Source organism: Geodermatophilus dictyosporus (assembly GCF_900115505.1).
GTDB classification, from domain to species: Bacteria; Actinomycetota; Actinomycetes; order Mycobacteriales; family Geodermatophilaceae; genus Geodermatophilus; species Geodermatophilus dictyosporus.
The window spans coordinates 347469-362150 of the sequence record NZ_FOWQ01000001.1; the positions used below are offsets into that span (position 1 = coordinate 347469).

Annotated in this window: 13 protein-coding genes; 10 read left to right on the forward strand and 3 right to left on the reverse strand. The window is 77.5% G+C overall.

The window, feature by feature from the left end; translation table 11 throughout:
* Positions 1 to 44: 44 nt before the first annotated feature.
* The 7 genes from recD2 to BMZ33_RS22930 all read left to right on the forward strand — a co-directional run bounded on the left by recD2 (position 45) and on the right by BMZ33_RS22930 (position 7989).
* Positions 45 to 2282: an SF1B family DNA helicase RecD2 gene (recD2, locus tag BMZ33_RS01610; RefSeq protein WP_091107089.1), complete on the forward strand. Its 2238-nt coding sequence runs from the start codon at positions 45 to 47 to the stop codon at positions 2280 to 2282.
* A gap of 112 nt (positions 2283 to 2394) precedes the next feature.
* Positions 2395 to 3879 carry a DEAD/DEAH box helicase family protein gene (locus tag BMZ33_RS01615; protein WP_091107091.1) on the forward strand — a complete coding sequence of 495 codons (1485 nt, stop codon included), beginning with the start codon at positions 2395 to 2397 and terminating at the stop codon, positions 3877 to 3879.
* 67 nt (positions 3880 to 3946) lie between these two features.
* Positions 3947 to 4996, forward strand: a complete 1050-nt coding sequence (locus tag BMZ33_RS01620; protein WP_091107093.1) for a PD-(D/E)XK nuclease family protein — start codon at positions 3947 to 3949, stop codon at positions 4994 to 4996.
* Between the two features lie 82 nt (positions 4997 to 5078).
* Entirely contained in the window at positions 5079 to 5336 is a 258-nt protein-coding gene (locus tag BMZ33_RS01625) for a hypothetical protein (RefSeq protein ID WP_091107095.1), read from the forward strand.
* A 61-nt stretch (positions 5337 to 5397) separates the two neighbouring features.
* Entirely contained in the window at positions 5398 to 6009 is a 612-nt protein-coding gene (locus tag BMZ33_RS01630; protein WP_136697166.1) for a GNAT family N-acetyltransferase, read from the forward strand.
* 100 nt (positions 6010 to 6109) lie between these two features.
* Entirely contained in the window at positions 6110 to 7501 is a 1392-nt protein-coding gene (locus tag BMZ33_RS01635) for a diacylglycerol/lipid kinase family protein (RefSeq protein WP_091107099.1), read from the forward strand.
* Between the two features lie 254 nt (positions 7502 to 7755).
* Positions 7756 to 7989, forward strand: a complete 234-nt coding sequence (locus BMZ33_RS22930; RefSeq protein WP_280139177.1) for a phosphoketolase family protein — start codon at positions 7756 to 7758, stop codon at positions 7987 to 7989.
* An 86-nt stretch (positions 7990 to 8075) separates the two neighbouring features.
* Here the strand turns inward: BMZ33_RS22930 and BMZ33_RS01645 are convergent, their stop codons facing one another.
* Positions 8076 to 9191 carry a biosynthetic peptidoglycan transglycosylase gene (locus BMZ33_RS01645; protein ID WP_169063751.1) on the reverse strand — a complete coding sequence of 372 codons (1116 nt, stop codon included), beginning with the start codon at positions 9189 to 9191 and terminating at the stop codon, positions 8076 to 8078.
* 184 nt (positions 9192 to 9375) lie between these two features.
* Between BMZ33_RS01645 and BMZ33_RS01650 the strand changes: the two genes are divergently transcribed.
* Positions 9376 to 11085 (forward strand): FAD-dependent monooxygenase, encoded by a 1710-nt coding sequence (locus tag BMZ33_RS01650; RefSeq protein ID WP_091107101.1) that lies wholly within the window; start codon positions 9376 to 9378, stop codon positions 11083 to 11085.
* Positions 11082 to 12047, forward strand: a complete 966-nt coding sequence (locus tag BMZ33_RS01655; RefSeq protein WP_091107102.1) for an NAD-dependent epimerase/dehydratase family protein — start codon at positions 11082 to 11084, stop codon at positions 12045 to 12047. Before BMZ33_RS01650 ends, BMZ33_RS01655 begins: the two co-directional genes overlap by 4 nt.
* 11 nt (positions 12048 to 12058) lie before the next feature.
* On the opposite strand, the gene BMZ33_RS01660 is transcribed toward BMZ33_RS01655, so the two are convergent.
* Complete coding sequence (locus BMZ33_RS01660) at positions 12059 to 12685, reverse strand: antibiotic biosynthesis monooxygenase (RefSeq protein ID WP_091107104.1); 627 nt, start codon at positions 12683 to 12685, stop codon at positions 12059 to 12061.
* A gap of 122 nt (positions 12686 to 12807) precedes the next feature.
* Entirely contained in the window at positions 12808 to 13269 is a 462-nt protein-coding gene (locus BMZ33_RS01665) for an ester cyclase (RefSeq protein ID WP_091107106.1), read from the reverse strand.
* 163 nt (positions 13270 to 13432) lie between these two features.
* Between BMZ33_RS01665 and BMZ33_RS01670 the strand changes: the two genes are divergently transcribed.
* Positions 13433 to 14665: a YbfB/YjiJ family MFS transporter gene (locus tag BMZ33_RS01670; RefSeq protein ID WP_169063752.1), complete on the forward strand. Its 1233-nt coding sequence runs from the start codon at positions 13433 to 13435 to the stop codon at positions 14663 to 14665.
* The last annotated feature ends 17 nt before the right edge of the window (positions 14666 to 14682 follow it).

Here is a 14682-nt window from a genome sequence, read left to right on the forward strand (position 1 = left end):
TCACCATCGGCGGCCGGAGGGGATGGCGGTGGGGGGGGACGCAGGTGGGCGAGGCGCGGGCGGGCTCGGTCCTGGAGGCGACGCTGGAGCGCGTCACCTTCGCCAACGCCCAGACCGGCTACACCGTGGCGCGCGTGGACACCGGCCGGGGCGGTGACCTCGTCACGGTGGTCGGGTCGCTGCTGGGCGCCCAGCCGGGGGAGACGCTGCGGCTGCGTGGCCGCTGGGGAGCGCACCCCCAGTACGGCCGGCAGTTCCAGGTGGAGGACTACACCACCGTGCTGCCAGCGACGGTGCAGGGCATCCGCCGCTACCTGGGCTCGGGGCTGGTCAAGGGGATCGGCCCGCGGCTGGCCGAGCGGATCGTCGACCACTTCGGCACCGACGCGCTGCGGGTGATCGAGGAGGAGCCGGCGCGGCTGGCCGAGGTGCCCAGCCTCGGCCCCAAGCGCACCCGGCTGATCACCGAGGCGTGGGAGGAGCAGCGGGCCATCAAGGAGGTGATGGTCTTCCTGCAGGGCGTGGGCGTCTCGACGTCGCTGGCCGTGCGGATCTACAAGCAGTACGGCGGCGCCTCCATCGGCGTCGTCCGCACCGAGCCCTACCGGCTGGCCGCCGAGGTGTGGGGCATCGGCTTCAAGACCGCCGACACCATCGCCGCCGCGGTCGGCATCCCGCACGACAGCACCCAGCGGGTCGAGGCCGGCGTGCAGTTCGTGCTCTCCGAGGCCACCGGGCAGGGTCACTGCTTCCTGCCCGGGCCCGAGCTCGTCGCCCGTGCCGTCGAGGTGCTGCAGGTCCCCGCCACCCTGGTGGGCCACTGCCTGGCCTGCCTGGTGGCCGAGCAGGGCGTCATCCGCGAGGAGCTGCCCACCGGGGACGGCGGCCCGCCCACCGTGGCCTACTACCTGGTGCCCTTCCACCGCGCGGAGGTGTCCCTGGCCGCGGGGCTGCGGCGGCTGGCGACGGCCGACGACGACCGGATGGCGGCCTTCGCCCGGGTCGACTGGGACGCGGCGCTCGCCTGGCTGCACCGGCGCACCGGCGTGGAACTGGCGCCGGGCCAGCAGGAGGCGGTCCGCCTGGCGCTCACCGAGAAGGTCGCCGTCCTCACCGGCGGCCCCGGCTGCGGCAAGAGCTTCACGGTGCGCTCGATCGTCACCCTCGCGGCGGCCAAGGGCGCCCGCGTCGTGCTCGCCGCGCCCACCGGCCGGGCGGCGAAGCGGCTCACCGAGCTGACCGGGGTCGACGCGGTCACCGTGCACCGGCTGCTGGAGCTGCGCCCCGGCGGGGACGCCGCCTTCGACCGCGACCGGCCGCTGCCGGCCGACCTGGTCGTGGTCGACGAGTCCTCGATGCTCGACCTGCTGCTGGCCAACAAGCTGGTGCGGGCCGTGCCGCCCGGCGCCCACCTGCTCCTCGTCGGCGACGTCGACCAGCTGCCCTCCGTCGGCGCCGGCGAGGTGCTGCGCGACCTGCTCGCCGAGGGCACCCCCGTCCCGCACGTGCGCCTGACGCAGGTCTTCCGGCAGGCCAGCCGCTCGGGCGTGGTCACCAACGCCCACCGCATCAACGCCGGCTCCCTGCCGCAGGTCCGCGGCCTCGACGACTTCTTCCTGTTCGCCACCGACGACGCCGAGGAGGCCGCCCGCCTCACCGTGGACGTCGTCACCCGCCGCATCCCGGCCCGCTTCGGCCTCGACCCGCGCCGCGACGTCCAGGTGCTGACCCCGGTGCACCGCGGGCCGGCCGGCGCCGCCGCGCTCAACGAGCAGCTGCAGGACGCGCTGACCCCGGCCCGGCCCGACCGGCCCGAGAAGCGCTTCGGCGGGCGGGTGTTCCGCGTCGGCGACAAGGTCAGCCAGATCCGCAACGACTACGACAAGGGTCGCAACGGCGTCTTCAACGGCACGCAGGGCCTGGTCACCGCGATCGATCCCGTCGAGCAGACCGTCACCGTCGTCACCGACGAGGACGAGGAGATCGCCTACGACTTCGGCGAGCTCGACGAGCTGGTGCACGCCTACGCCGTCACCGTGCACCGCTCGCAGGGCAGCGAGTACCCCTGCGTCGTCGTCCCGCTGACCACCAGCGCGTGGACGATGCTGCAGCGCAACCTGCTCTACACCGCCGTCACCCGCGCCAAGCGGCTGGTCGTGCTCGTCGGCTCCACCCGGGCCCTGGGGCAGGCCGTGCGCGCCGCGGGCTCCGGACGGCGGCACACCGCGCTGGCCGCCCGGCTGCGCGCCCGCCCGGCCGAGCAGGACGCCGCGGCGGCCTGACCGGACGCCGGAGAAAGACGTCGACGAGGTGTCAAGCCGACACGCCGTTTCTGTCGGTACCCGTCCGTAGATTCCGGATCGACATCTTCCCCGTGTCGTCAAGGAGTCCACCATGGCCGTTCCCGGCCTCAAGACCCGCAAGCCCACCGGTCGCGTCCCGTGGCCGTGCATCCTGCTCGAGGGCGAGGAGAAGGCGGGCAAGAGCTGGGCGCTCGCCCAGTTCAGCAGCAGCGACAAGATCGGCGCCCTCTACTGGATCGACCTCAACGAGGGTGCCGGCGACGAGTACGGCGCCATCCCTGGTGCCCGCTACCAGCTCATCGAGCACGACGGCTCCTACGCCGCGGTGCTCGCCGCCGTGCAGGCGGTCAAGGCCGAGGCGCGCCGCGCGGCCGACGCCGGCGAGCCGCCGGTGGTGCTGGCCATCGACACCGGCTCGGCGATCTGGGACGGCCTCAAGGACTGGGCCAGCGACCGCGCCGCGCGGTCGGCCCGCAACCGCGAGCTGCTCAAGCGCGACCCCAACGCCGAGGTCACCATCAGCCAGAACCTGTGGAACGACGCCGGTTCCCGCTGGCGCAAGCTGCAGACCGAGCTGCTCACCTTCCCCGGCATCGTCGTGGTGACCGCCCGCGGCAAGGAGGTCACCGAGGTCGACGCCAACGGCCGGCCGATCGAGGGGCAGAAGACCTGGTCGGTGCAGACCCACCGCGAGTTCCCGTACGCGGCCAGCGTGTGGATGCGGCTGCGCCGCGGGCGCCGGCCGCTCATCGTGGGGGCGCGCAGCGTGCACGTCGGCATCAAGCCCAACGACGACCCGGCCCGCGAGGTCACCGACTCCGCCGCCACCGGCCGGCTGCTGGAGTGGCTGGTCTTCGACGCGCTCAAGTGCGACCCCGGCACCGCCCACGTGCGCGACCTCGTCGCCTTCCACGGCGGCGGGCTGCTCGAGCACGAGCGCACCGCGGAGGCCGCCGCCGGCGTCCCGGCCCCCCGGACGGGCGGGCGGCGGGAGTCCGACGCCGGCGACCTCGTCGCCCGGATCGGCGACGCCCGCGGCGACGACGACCTGCGCGAGGTCTGGACGGCGGCCAACCGGCTGGGCCAGCTGCAGGTCGAGGTGCCGACCCCCGGTGGCCCGTACACGCTCGCGGAGCTGATCCGCGCCCGCCGCGAGCAGCTGCTGGAGGCCGCCGTGCAGGCCCACCCCGCCGGGCGGCGGCGGGTGGCGGCCGGCGACCCGTCGGTCCCGCAGACGCCCCCCGCGGTGGTGCAGGCCGCCCAGGCGGCCGCCGCTGCCGCCCGGGCCGCCGCCGCGGCGCCGCGGCCGGACGCCGAGCGGGAGGCGGTGCCGGCCAACCCGCTGCTGGAGTCCTCGCCGACCCCGGACGACCCGCGGGAGCGCCGCAGCACCGCGGCCCGGCGGGGCGTGCTCGCCAGCCTGGAGGCCCTCGGCGTGACCGAGGCGCAGATCGGCGAGCGGTTCGGCCGCCCCGTCGAGCACGTCGCGACCCGGCGGCTGACCGCCCTGGTGCGCGACGTGATCGCCGCGCAGCGCAGCGGCGGCGACGGCGACGGCCGCGAGGACGTCGCCTGAGCCCCACCGCCGCCGGGGCGGGACCGGTCCGCCGGCTCCGCCCCGGCCCCGACCGAAGGGGGACGCGGTGACCGCCGTCCTGCCCGCCCGCCCCAGCGCCGCCGAGCGGCGGGCCGCGCCCAGCCTGGCCGCGGCCGTGCGCGACCTCGACCGCCGCCGGGCCCGCTCCCGCCAGCGGGTGATCGGCGCCTCCGAGCTCGGCGAGTGCCGGCGCCGGGCGGCCTACCGGGTCGCCCGCCGCCGGCCCACCAACACCCGCACGGGCCTGCAGGCCTTCATCGGCACCGAGCTGCACCGCGGGGTGCTGCGCGCCCTGCGCCGCCAGTACGGCGGGCTCACCGAGGTCGGGCTCAAGGGAGAGCAGGTCAAGGGCCGCTGCGACTGGTGGCACGCCCCGGTCGTGGAGGACCTCAAGACGACGTCGCGGTTCGGCTTCGAGCGGGTCCTCACGCGCGGCGTCCCCGTCCGGCACTGGTTCCAGGTCGCCGTCTACGCCTGGCTGCTGCGCACCGGCCAGACCGCCGACCGCCGCCTGCCGGCCGGCACCGGCCAGGACGTCGACGGGCTGCGGCTGCGCTACCTGTCGCGCGACTCCGGCGAGGACGTCGTCTTCGAGGCGGGGTCGGACCCGGCGCTGACGGCCGAGGCGCTGATGTGGCTCACCGACGTCTACGCCACCGTGGAGGACGACGGCGTCGACGCCGTCCCCCGCGACGGGTTCGGCCCCGGCGTGGACGCGATGTGCGACTGGTGCCCGTTCCTCGACCTGTGCTGGGGCCCGCCCGTGGACCCCGGGACCGAGGGCGAGGTCTCCCGCCAGTCCCGCCTCACGGTCACCGACGCCGACTACGTCGAGGCCGTGCACGACTACGACGCCTGGCGGGCGGCCGAGACCGAGGCCCGGCGGCACAAGGAGTACGCGCGGGAGCGGCTGCGCGGCCGGTCGGGGCCGGCGGGCGGGCTGCACTGCGAGTGGTCCGGCGGCGCGCTGCGCACGCAGGTGGACAAGGACGCCGCGGTCGAGCGGCTGGCCGACCTCGGCGAGGTGGTGCCCACCCGGACGGCGCGCAGCCCCCGCACGATCCGGGTCACCCGGACCGGCACCCGGCCCGACTGAGCCGACACGCCGGGGGACGGCGGACGTCGCCCCGAGGGTGCACACTCGAACACGTGTTCGACCCGATCCCAGGAGGCCCGCGATGACCACCGTCCCGACGTCCCACCTGTCCGCCGGGGAGCCCGTCCTGACCAGTGACGTCGTCGGCTCGGACTTCGGCCTGCCCCTGGTCCGGCCGACCCGGACCCGGCAGGGGAGCCGCGTGCGCGTCGTGCGCTCGCGCTGCCGGTCCCGCGGGGGCGTCGTCGTCTGGTTCACCGACGGCACCAAGACCCCGCCGCTGCACGGCCGCACCGGCTGGGTGGTGGCCGAGCCCGGGGAACCGGCGCACGTGGCCTGACCCGCGGCGGAGGGTCGCTGGTCCCTGGGACGGCGGCTCGCCGGGGAGCACGGTGACCGGCATGACCGAGGACGTGCAGCACTCCGTCCGGCCGGCCACGGCCGTCGACGCCGACCGGCTGACCCGCACCCTGGCCGCGGCCTTCGCCGACGACCCGCTGTTCTGCCACCTCCTCCCGCCGGGCGTGCGCCGGCGGGAGCAGCGGCTGCGCCGGGCGTTCGCGATCGACGCCGCGCGCAGCCTGTCCCTCGGCGGCCTGTGGACCACGGCCGACGGCGAGGCCGCCGCCGTGTGGTTCCCGCCCGGCTCCTGGCGGCCGACCCCACGGCAGGACCTCGCGGAGCTGCCCGCGTGGCTCCGCGTCGGCGGCCGGCGGATGCGGGCCTTCCAGCAGGTGCGGGCGGCGCAGTACGCCCACCACCGCGACCTGCCGCCGCACTGGTACCTGCTCTACCTCGGCACCCGGCCCGGACGGCGGTCGGAGGGGCTCGGCGGCGCCCTGCTGCGGGCGGTGCTCGACCGCTGCGACGCCGAGCGGCTGCCCGCCTACCTCGAGTCCACCTGCGAGCGGAACGTCCCGCTCTACCGGCGGCACGGCTTCGTCGCGCACGACAGCCTCGACATCCCCGGCGGCTGCCCGCCGATGACCCCCATGTGGCGCGACCCGCGCTGAGCGCACGAGGGCGCGGCCGCCACCCGTACCGGCCCACCGGGCCGCGGCGGGGAGCACACTGACCCGCCCGTGACACCGTCCGTACGGGAGGCGGCCGTCGATGCCGGTACCCCAACCCCCGCGCCGGGGCCTCCGTGGTCGTGCGGTCCCGGGCCGGGCGCGACGCTCCCGCCGGCGCCGGACCGCCGCCGCGCTGGCGCTCACCGCCGCCGCCTGGGTGGCGGTGCTCGGCCTGGCGGCGGCGGTGGACGACTTCCCCCGCGGCCTGCTGCTGGCCGGGTGCGGTGCGCTCGTCGCCGCGGGCGCGTGGGAGGGGGTCCTCCGCCGCGGCTGGGGGCGCGTCGCCGGCCTCGCCGTCGCGGGTGCGGCCCTGGGCGGTGGCGTCCTCCTGCTGATGGACGAGGGCTACTCGCGCACCCTCCTCCTGCTCGGGCTCGGCGCCACGGTCTGGCACGCGGCGGCCCGCTCGGCCTTCCGGCCCGAGGTCGAGCTCGCGCCCGCCGCCCCGCCCCGGCAGCCGGTCGTGGTGGTGAACCCGCGGTCGGGGAACGGCCGGGCGGCGCGGACCGGGCTGGCCGCGGCGGCCCGCGACCGGGGCATCGCCGTGCTGGAGCTGCAGCCGGGACAGGACCTCGCCGCGCTCGTGCGGAGCGCGGTGGACGCGGGGGCCGACGCCGTGGGCATGGCCGGCGGGGACGGCTCGCAGGCCGTGGTGGCCGCCGTGGCCGCTGACGCGGGCCTGCCCTACGCCTGCATCCCCGCGGGGACGCGCAACCACTTCGCCCTCGACCTCGGCGTGGACCGGTCCGACGTGGTGGGGGCGCTCGACGCCCTCGTCGGCGGCGGGGAGCGGGTGGTCGACCTCGCCGAGGTCAACGGCCGCGTCTTCGTCAACAACGTCTCGCTGGGCGTGTACGCCGAGGCCGTCCAGCACGACCGGTACCGCGCGGCGAAGGTGCGGACCCTGCTGGGCACGGTGCCGCGCTCCCTGGCGGCCGGGGGCGGGTCGCGGGACCTGACCTGGACCACCCCCGGCGGCCGCCGGGTGCGCGGGGCGGCGGTGATCCTCGTGGGCAACAACCAGTACCGACTGGGCGGGGCCGCGGGCGCGGGCACCCGGCCGGCCGTCGACCAGGGCCTGCTGGGCGTCACGGTGGTCGATCCGCCCGACGGGCGGACGCAGCCCCGACGACGTCCCGTGCGCCAGTGGACGACCCCGGAGTTCCGCGTCGAGGCGCCGCAGCCCGTGCCGGTGGGCATCGACGGTGAGGCCGCCGTCCTGGCGGCGCCGGTCGTCTTCCGGGTGCGGCCGGCTGCCCTGCGGGTGCGGATCGCCGCCCACCACCCCGGCGCCTCACCGTCGGCGATCGAGCCGGTGGGCGCCCTGGCCGCCCTCCGGGCACTCGTGCGCATCGCCCGCGGAGGCGACCCCCGGCAGCTCCCGCCGCGGGTGCCTCCGGCCGTGCGACGGTCGGGGCAGCCGGCCCGGTGACCGGCACCCCGGCCGCCTCCGCCTCCGCCTCCGCCTCCGCCCCGCCCCGCTGTCCTGCCACCTGCTCCCGCCGGGACTGCGCCGGCGGGTCCGGGCCGGGCTTGCCGCCCCCCGGCCGGGCCGGTGGGATCGGGGAGCCGGGCCCCGAGCCCGTCCCCGAGCCCCCTGGGGCGCCGCCTGACCACGAGCACCGAGCAGCCGTCGACGGCGGCGGGTCCGCTCGACGACGGCGAGCTGCCGGCGATCGACGCGTGGTGGCGGGCGGCCGACTACCTGTCGGTCGGATCTACCTGATGGGCAACCCGCTGCTGCGCGAGCCGCTGCGCCCGGAGCACGTCGAGCCGCGCCTGCTGGGCCACTGGGGCACCACGCCGGGGCTCGACTTCCTCTACGCCCACCTCAACCGGGTCATCGCCGCCCGCGACCTCGACGCGATGTACGTCATGGGCCCCGGGCACGGCGGGCCCGGCCCGGTCGCGGCCGCCTGACTGGAGGGCACCTACAGCGAGGTCCACCCGGAGGTCTCGCAGGACGAGGCGGGGCCGCGGCGCCGGAGTCGGCCTGAGGCCCGCACCTACCCGGTGCCCTCCGCGGCGACGAGCTCGGCGACGTCCTCGGGCCGCTCCGAGCAGTCGTCGTCGGTGTCCGGCTGGTCCTGGGCGAGGCCGGTGACCCCGGCGTCCTCGACCGGCTGGAAGCCCTGCTGCGCGATGTGCCGCGGCACCCGGTTCTGCGCGTTGACGACGTGCGAGCGCGACAGCCACCCGAGGCCGTCCTCGACGTCGAAGTCGAGGCCGCCGCCGGGCGCGCGCTGCACGTGCCCGGGGGAGGGGAGCAGCCCGACGAGCTGCACGGCCTCGTCGACCGACAGCGTGGACGGCGGGGTGTCGAAGTAGTACCAGCTGGCCGAGCAGATGCCGTACACCCGGGGACCGAGCTGGGCGTGGTTGACGTAGAGCTCGAGCATGCGCCGGTCGTCGACCACCAGCGCCAGCTCCGCGGCCAGCCCGGCCTCGACCGCCTTGCGCCAGATGCTCATGCTCTGGTTGAGGAAGAGGTTCTTGGCCACCTGCTGGGGGATCGTCGACCCGGACGGGTCCTCCTCGCCGCGCAGGCGGGCCTCGGCGCGGCCGGACAGCTCGTCCCACGTGAAGGCGCCGTCGCGGTAGGGCAGCGCCTGGTCCTCGTGCGCGATGACGGCGGCGAGGAAGTAGCGGGACACGTGCTCGACCGGCACCGACTGCTGCACCGCGCCCTGCTCGTTGGCCAGCATGAACGCCGTCGTCGGCGGGTCGACCCAGCGCAGCGAGAGCAGGACGAGGGCCTGCAGCACGAAGGCGGCCAGCAGGACGCGGACGGCGCGGCGGCGCAGCCGGCGGCCCCGCCCGCGCCTCGGGTCCTCCGGGCGGGCGACGTCGTCCTCGCGCCGCCGCCAGTCGGGGCGGCGGAGCCGGCGCGGGGACGCCGGTCCCGGCCCGGAGGGGTCGGCCGGCGGCTCCGGCCAGGGCCGCGGCGGCGCTGCGGCCCAGGGGTCGGCCGGCGCGGGTCGCGCCCCGGGGGCGTCGTGGGGCGGGAACCGGTCGGCGCCGGCCGCCGGCCGCGCCAGGGGCCGGGTGGGCACCCGGTCGGTCCACCGCTGACCGGGCGGGGGCTCGTCGGGCGGGCGGCGCCGCCGCGGCGCGAAGGGCATGCGGTGCGTCCTCCCGTGACCTCCTGACCGGACCCCCAGGCTACCGGGGGAGCACCGGCGGGCCGGTGATCCGAGACGCCGGGGCGTCCGGGGGCGTCCGGGGGCGTTGCCGCCCCGTCGGCCCCGGCGTACGTTGCGCCGCACCCCGGGCCCGCCGCGCCGCCCGGGGAGGGGGTGGTCACCGGTGGACGCGTTCGACACCGACGTCCTCGTCGTGGGGGCGGGACCGACCGGCCTGACGCTGGCCTGCGAGCTGCGGCGGCGGGGCGTGGACTGCCGCGTCGTCGAGCGGGCGACCGGGTTCCACCACCGGTCCCGCGGCAAGGGGCTGCAGCCGCGCAGCCTCGAGGTCCTCGACGACCTGGGGGTCGCCGAGGCCGTGCTGGCCCGGGGACGGCGGGGCAGCCACCTGCGGCTCTACGTCGGGGGCCGGTTGACCGCCGAGGTGCGGGTGCCGGCCCGTCCGCCCGCCCCGGGGGTCCCCTACCCCGACCTGCTCATCGTCCCGCAGTGGGCCACCGAGGAGGTGCTCCGCGAGCGGCTGCGGTCCCTCGGGGGCGGGGTGGAGCTCGGCCGCGAGCTGAGCACGCTCGAGCAGGACGACGACGGCGGCACGGCGACGGTGACCGCCTCCGACGGCGCCGGGCCGACCGAGCGCGTCCGGGCGCGGTTCGTCGTGGCCTGCGACGGCGGGCACAGCGCCGTCCGGGACCTCGTGGGGCTGCGCATGGCCGGGACGGGGAAGCCGCAGCACTTCGTCCTCGGCGACGTGCGCATCGACGGCCTCGAGCCCGGGGTGTCGCACGCCTGGTTCGACGGGACCGACCACCTCGCCGCCGACCCGCTGTCCGGCGAGGGGGTGTGGCAGGTGCAGGCGAGCGTCCGGCCCGCCGCGGACGGCACCGTCGAGCCGGCCTCCCTGGAGCTCTTCCAGCGGCTCTTCGACGAGCGCGGGCTGCCCGGGGTCCGCCTGCACGACGCGACCTGGCTGTCGGACTACGCGCCCCGGGTGGCCCTGGTGGAGCGCTACCGGGTGGGCCGGGTCCTCCTGGCGGGGGACGCCGCGCACGTGCACAGCCCGGCCGGCGGGCAGGGGATGAACACCGGCATCCAGGACGCCTACAACCTCGGCTGGAAGCTCGCGCTGGTGCTCGCGGGCCGGGCGGGCGACCGGCTGCTCGACACCTACGAGGAGGAGCGGCTGCCGGTCGCCCGGTCGGTGCTGCGGGGCAGCGACGTCGGGCACAGCGCGGTCTTTTCGCCCTCCCCGGTCGCGCGGGTGCTGAGGGAGCGCGTGCTCGCCCCGCTGCTGCAGGTGGGCGCCGTGCAGCGGGCGGTCCTGGACCGGGCGGCCGAGCTCGGGGTCGGCTACCGCACCTCGAGCCTGGCCCGGGAGGACCGGGCGCCCCTGCACAGGAGCCGGGATGTCGGCCTGCCCGGGTGGCTGCGGTTCCGGCGCGGCCCGCACGCCGGTGACCGGGCGCCCGACGCCCGCGGCCGCCGGGCCGACGGGCTGCCGCTGCGGCTGTTCGACACCTTCCGGGGACCGCACTGGTCGCTGCTGCTCTTCCCCGGGACGCCCGCCGACCCGGCGGAGTGCACCCGGCTCGCCGGCACCGCCCGGCAGGCGGGGGCGGCCGTGGACGGCGAGGTGCGGCCCTGCCTCGTGCTGCCGCCGGGTGCGCCGGCCGCGGACCCGGAGGACGTGCCCGCCTTCCACGACGTCGACGGCGAGGCCCACCGCCTCTACGGGGCGCAGGCCGGTGCCCTGGTCCTGGTGCGGCCGGACGGCTACGTCGGTCACCGGGCGCAGCCGGCCGCCGAGCGGGGCCTCCTCGAGTACCTGGCCGCCGTGTACGACGGCGCGGCGGTGCGCGTGCCGGCGCCGCGGTGAGCGCGGTCCCGCAGGGAGGCACCGCCGCCGCCTCGGCGGGCGTGCACGCCGTCGTGGGGGCCGGGGGAGCGACCGGCCGGCGGCTGGTCGCCTGCCTGCACGCCGCCGGGCAGCACGTGCGGGCGGTCACCCGCGACGGCCGCGACGTCGGCACGCCGGGCGTGGAGACGGCGGCCGCGGACGCCGCCGACCCCGGGGCCCTGGCGGCCGCCTGCCGGGACGCCGTCGCCGTCTACCACTGCGTCATGCCGGTGCTCGCCCGCTGGAGGAGCGACTTCCCGCTGGTCACCGACGCGCTGGTCGAGGCCGCGTCCCGGGTCGGGGCACGGCTGGTCTACGCCGACGACACGTGGATGTACGGCCGGGTCGACGGCCCGATGACCGAGGACACCCCGTGGCGGCCGGTGAGCGCCAAGGGCGTGCTCCGGGCGTGGATCGCCGAGCGGGTCCTCGCCGCGGCCGCGGCCGGGCGGATCCGGGCCGGCGTCGTCCGCGCCGGGGAGCTGTACGGGCCCGGCGTCCGGTCGCTGGTCGGCGGCAACGTGTTCCCCCCGGCGCTGCGGGGGTGGCCCGTGCAGTGGTTCGGCGACCCCGACCTGCCGCTGACGCCCACCTTCGTCGACGACTTCGCCGCGACCCTGGCCGCCGTCGGGACGCGGGACACCTCCGACGCGGCGGTGTGGCACGTGCCGCACCCCGGGGTCACCAGCGGCCGGGCGCTGGCGGCCGAGGCCTGCCGGCAGGCGGGCACGAGGCTCCGGCTCGTGCGGCACGGGAGCGCGCGGGTCCGCCTGCTGGGCGCCGTCCTGCCGCTGGCCCGCGAGGGCGCCGAGATGGTGTACCAGTTCGAGCAGCCGTTCGTGGTCGACGGCGGTGCGGCCGCACGGGCCTTCGGCCTGACCCCGACCCCGTACGACGAGGGCGTGCGCCGCACGCTGGCCGCCGTGCGGGGTGCGGGGTAGGGGAGGGCCGCTCAGACGGTCTCGGGCACCCGGAGGTGGGCGAGGACGAGGTCCATCTCGGCGACGTCGAGGACGTCGATGCCCATGATCCGCACGCCCTCCTCCCGGAGCAGGCGGGCCTGTTCACGCGTCTGCTCGAGGTGGTCGCGGCCGTCGAGGACGACCGTGCCGACGGCGCGCCCGTCCTCCCGGTCGATCAGCAGGCTGCAGCTGCAGAACCCGGGCATCTCCTGGATCCGCGGCAGCAGGCTGGTGCGGTACATGTCCAGCAGCTGGTCGGCCCTGCCCGGGTCGCCGCGGCTCCAGGTGACCCGCGCGCAGGCGCCGTCCCCGGCGGGGTGCCCGCGGTGGAGGACGGCGACCTCCCACTCCCGCACCTCGAGGTCGTCGTCGGCACCGAAGCGGTCCACCAGGTGCCGCCGCATCGGGTGGACGCGTTCCGCGCTGGCCTGCATCGCCTCCCGGTCGGCCCACGCCGACGTCACGATGCACCGGCCGGTCTCGCGGTCGCACATCATCGACAGGCCGGTGCAGCCGTCCATGTCCTGCACCGCCGGCCAGACCTCGTCCCGCACGTAGGCGATGGCGTCGTCGAGCGAGCCGGGGTTGCCGCGGATGGTGGTGGATCGGGCGTACACGTCGCCCTCCTCTCGGACCGGCGGCGACGCCCCTGCGGCGTCGCCGCGCGGTCGAGGGTCCTCCCGTGCCGGACGGCGGACAACGGGTCCCCGCGCGGACCGCCGTCCGCGACCCGGTGGGGTCAGGTGGCTGATCCGGGCATCGGCGGCAGCACCCCGGCCCGGGTCAGGAAGCCGAGCCAGTCACCCACGTGCCAGGCCTCGGACACCCTGTCCCCGGACCAGTGCAGGACGTGCGCGCCCTCGGCGGACGTGCGGTTCCCGGTCGGTTCGACCCCCGGCAGCAGCGGCGTCGTCCCCGAGAGGACGGCCTCGGCCGTCCAGCGGTGCACCGAGGTGGTCCCGTCGACGAGGTGCTCGTGGACCTGCACGTGGATCTCGCTGAAGCCCGTGCGGAACCCGGTGATGAAGTCCCGCAGCTCGGCCCGGCCCATGTCGGGGAACGGGGGCCCGTGGTAGACGAGGTCGTCGGCGAAGACCTCGTCCACGGCCGACACGTCGCCCTGCTCCCAGGCGGCGAGGAAGCGCACCATCGCCTCCCGCGCCCGCTCCCTCGAGACCGTCGAGCTGGTGGTCTGCGTCATGGCACGTCTCCTTCCGCGCGTACTCCGAGGGGCGGTGCTGATGGTCCGCGCGCACCCCGCGCGCGCCAGGGTCCTCCGGCCCCGGCCGGATGGCTCCGAGCCGTCGACGCACCCGGTCGGGGCGGTGCCGGTGCGGGCCGGTCCGGCGTCCTACGCTGCGCCGGTGCGCCCCCTCCGTGCCCGCAGGCCGGCGGAGGGGAGCGCCGCCGCCGGGCCGCGGGTCCTCATCCCGCTCCTGGTGCTGGCCGCCGCCGTCGCGCAGGGCTTCGGGCGCTTCGGCTACGCGCTGCTGCTGCCCGCGGTCGACGCCGACCTGGTGCACTCCTACGCCGTCGCCGGGCTGATCGGCACGCTGAACCTCACCGCGTACCTGGCCGGGACGCTGGTGGTCAGCCTCACCGCCGAGCGCCTGGCACCGGCGACGTCCGTGCGGGTGGGCCTGCTGCTCACCACCGCCGGGCTGACGGTCCTCGCGCTGGCGCCCTCGGTGCCGGGCCTGGTGGCGGGCATGGTGCTGGCCGGCTTCGGCGGTGCCCTCATCTGGGTGCCGGCCCCCGGCATCGCTGGCGCGGCCGTCCCCGTCGCCCGCCGCGGCCTGGCGATCGGGATCACCGGCAGCGGCGTCGGGGTGGGCGTGGTCGCGAGCAGCGCCCTGACCGCGCTGGTGCACGCCGTCGCCGGCCCCGGCGCGTGGCGCCCGGTGTGGGCCGTCGAGGCGGTGCTCGCCGCGCTGGTGGCGCTCGCGGCGCTGCGGTGGCTGCGGCCGCCGGTCACCCCGGTCGCCGGGCGGGTCCGCGTCTCGGCGCTGCGCGCGGTGCCCGGCTGGGTCGGCTCGATGCTCTCCTACGGCGGCTACGGCCTGGCGATCGCCGTCTACATGACCTTCCTCGTGGCCGCCTACCAGGACGACGCCGGCTTCGGCGCCGGCCACGCCTCGGCGGTCTTCGCGCTGGTCGGCGTGGCCGTCACCGCCGGCGGGGTGCTGGTGGGCCGCTGGTCGGACAGCGTGGGGCGGCGGGCGGCCATGACCTGGACCTACGTCGCCATGACCGGGGCGATCCTGCTCGTGCCGGTCGGGGCCGAGCCGTGGGCGGTGCTGTCCGCGGTGGTGTTCGGCCTGGCGCTGTCCGGGGCCCCGGCCGTGCTCGCCGCCCACCTCGCCGACACCCTCGACCCCCGCCGGTTCGCCGCGGCCTTCGGCGCGGTCACCCTCGTCTTCGGGCTGGCCCAGCTGGTGGGCCCGCAGCTGGGCGGCTGGATCGCCGACCGGACCGGCAGCTTCACCGTGGCGTTCCTGGTCGCCGCCGGTGCGTCGCTCGCCGCCGCGCTCGCGTCCGCGACCCTGCCCCGGCGCGCCGCCGCCCGCCCCGTCCCGGCGGATCCCCGGGCGGACTGACCGGGCGGACTGACCGG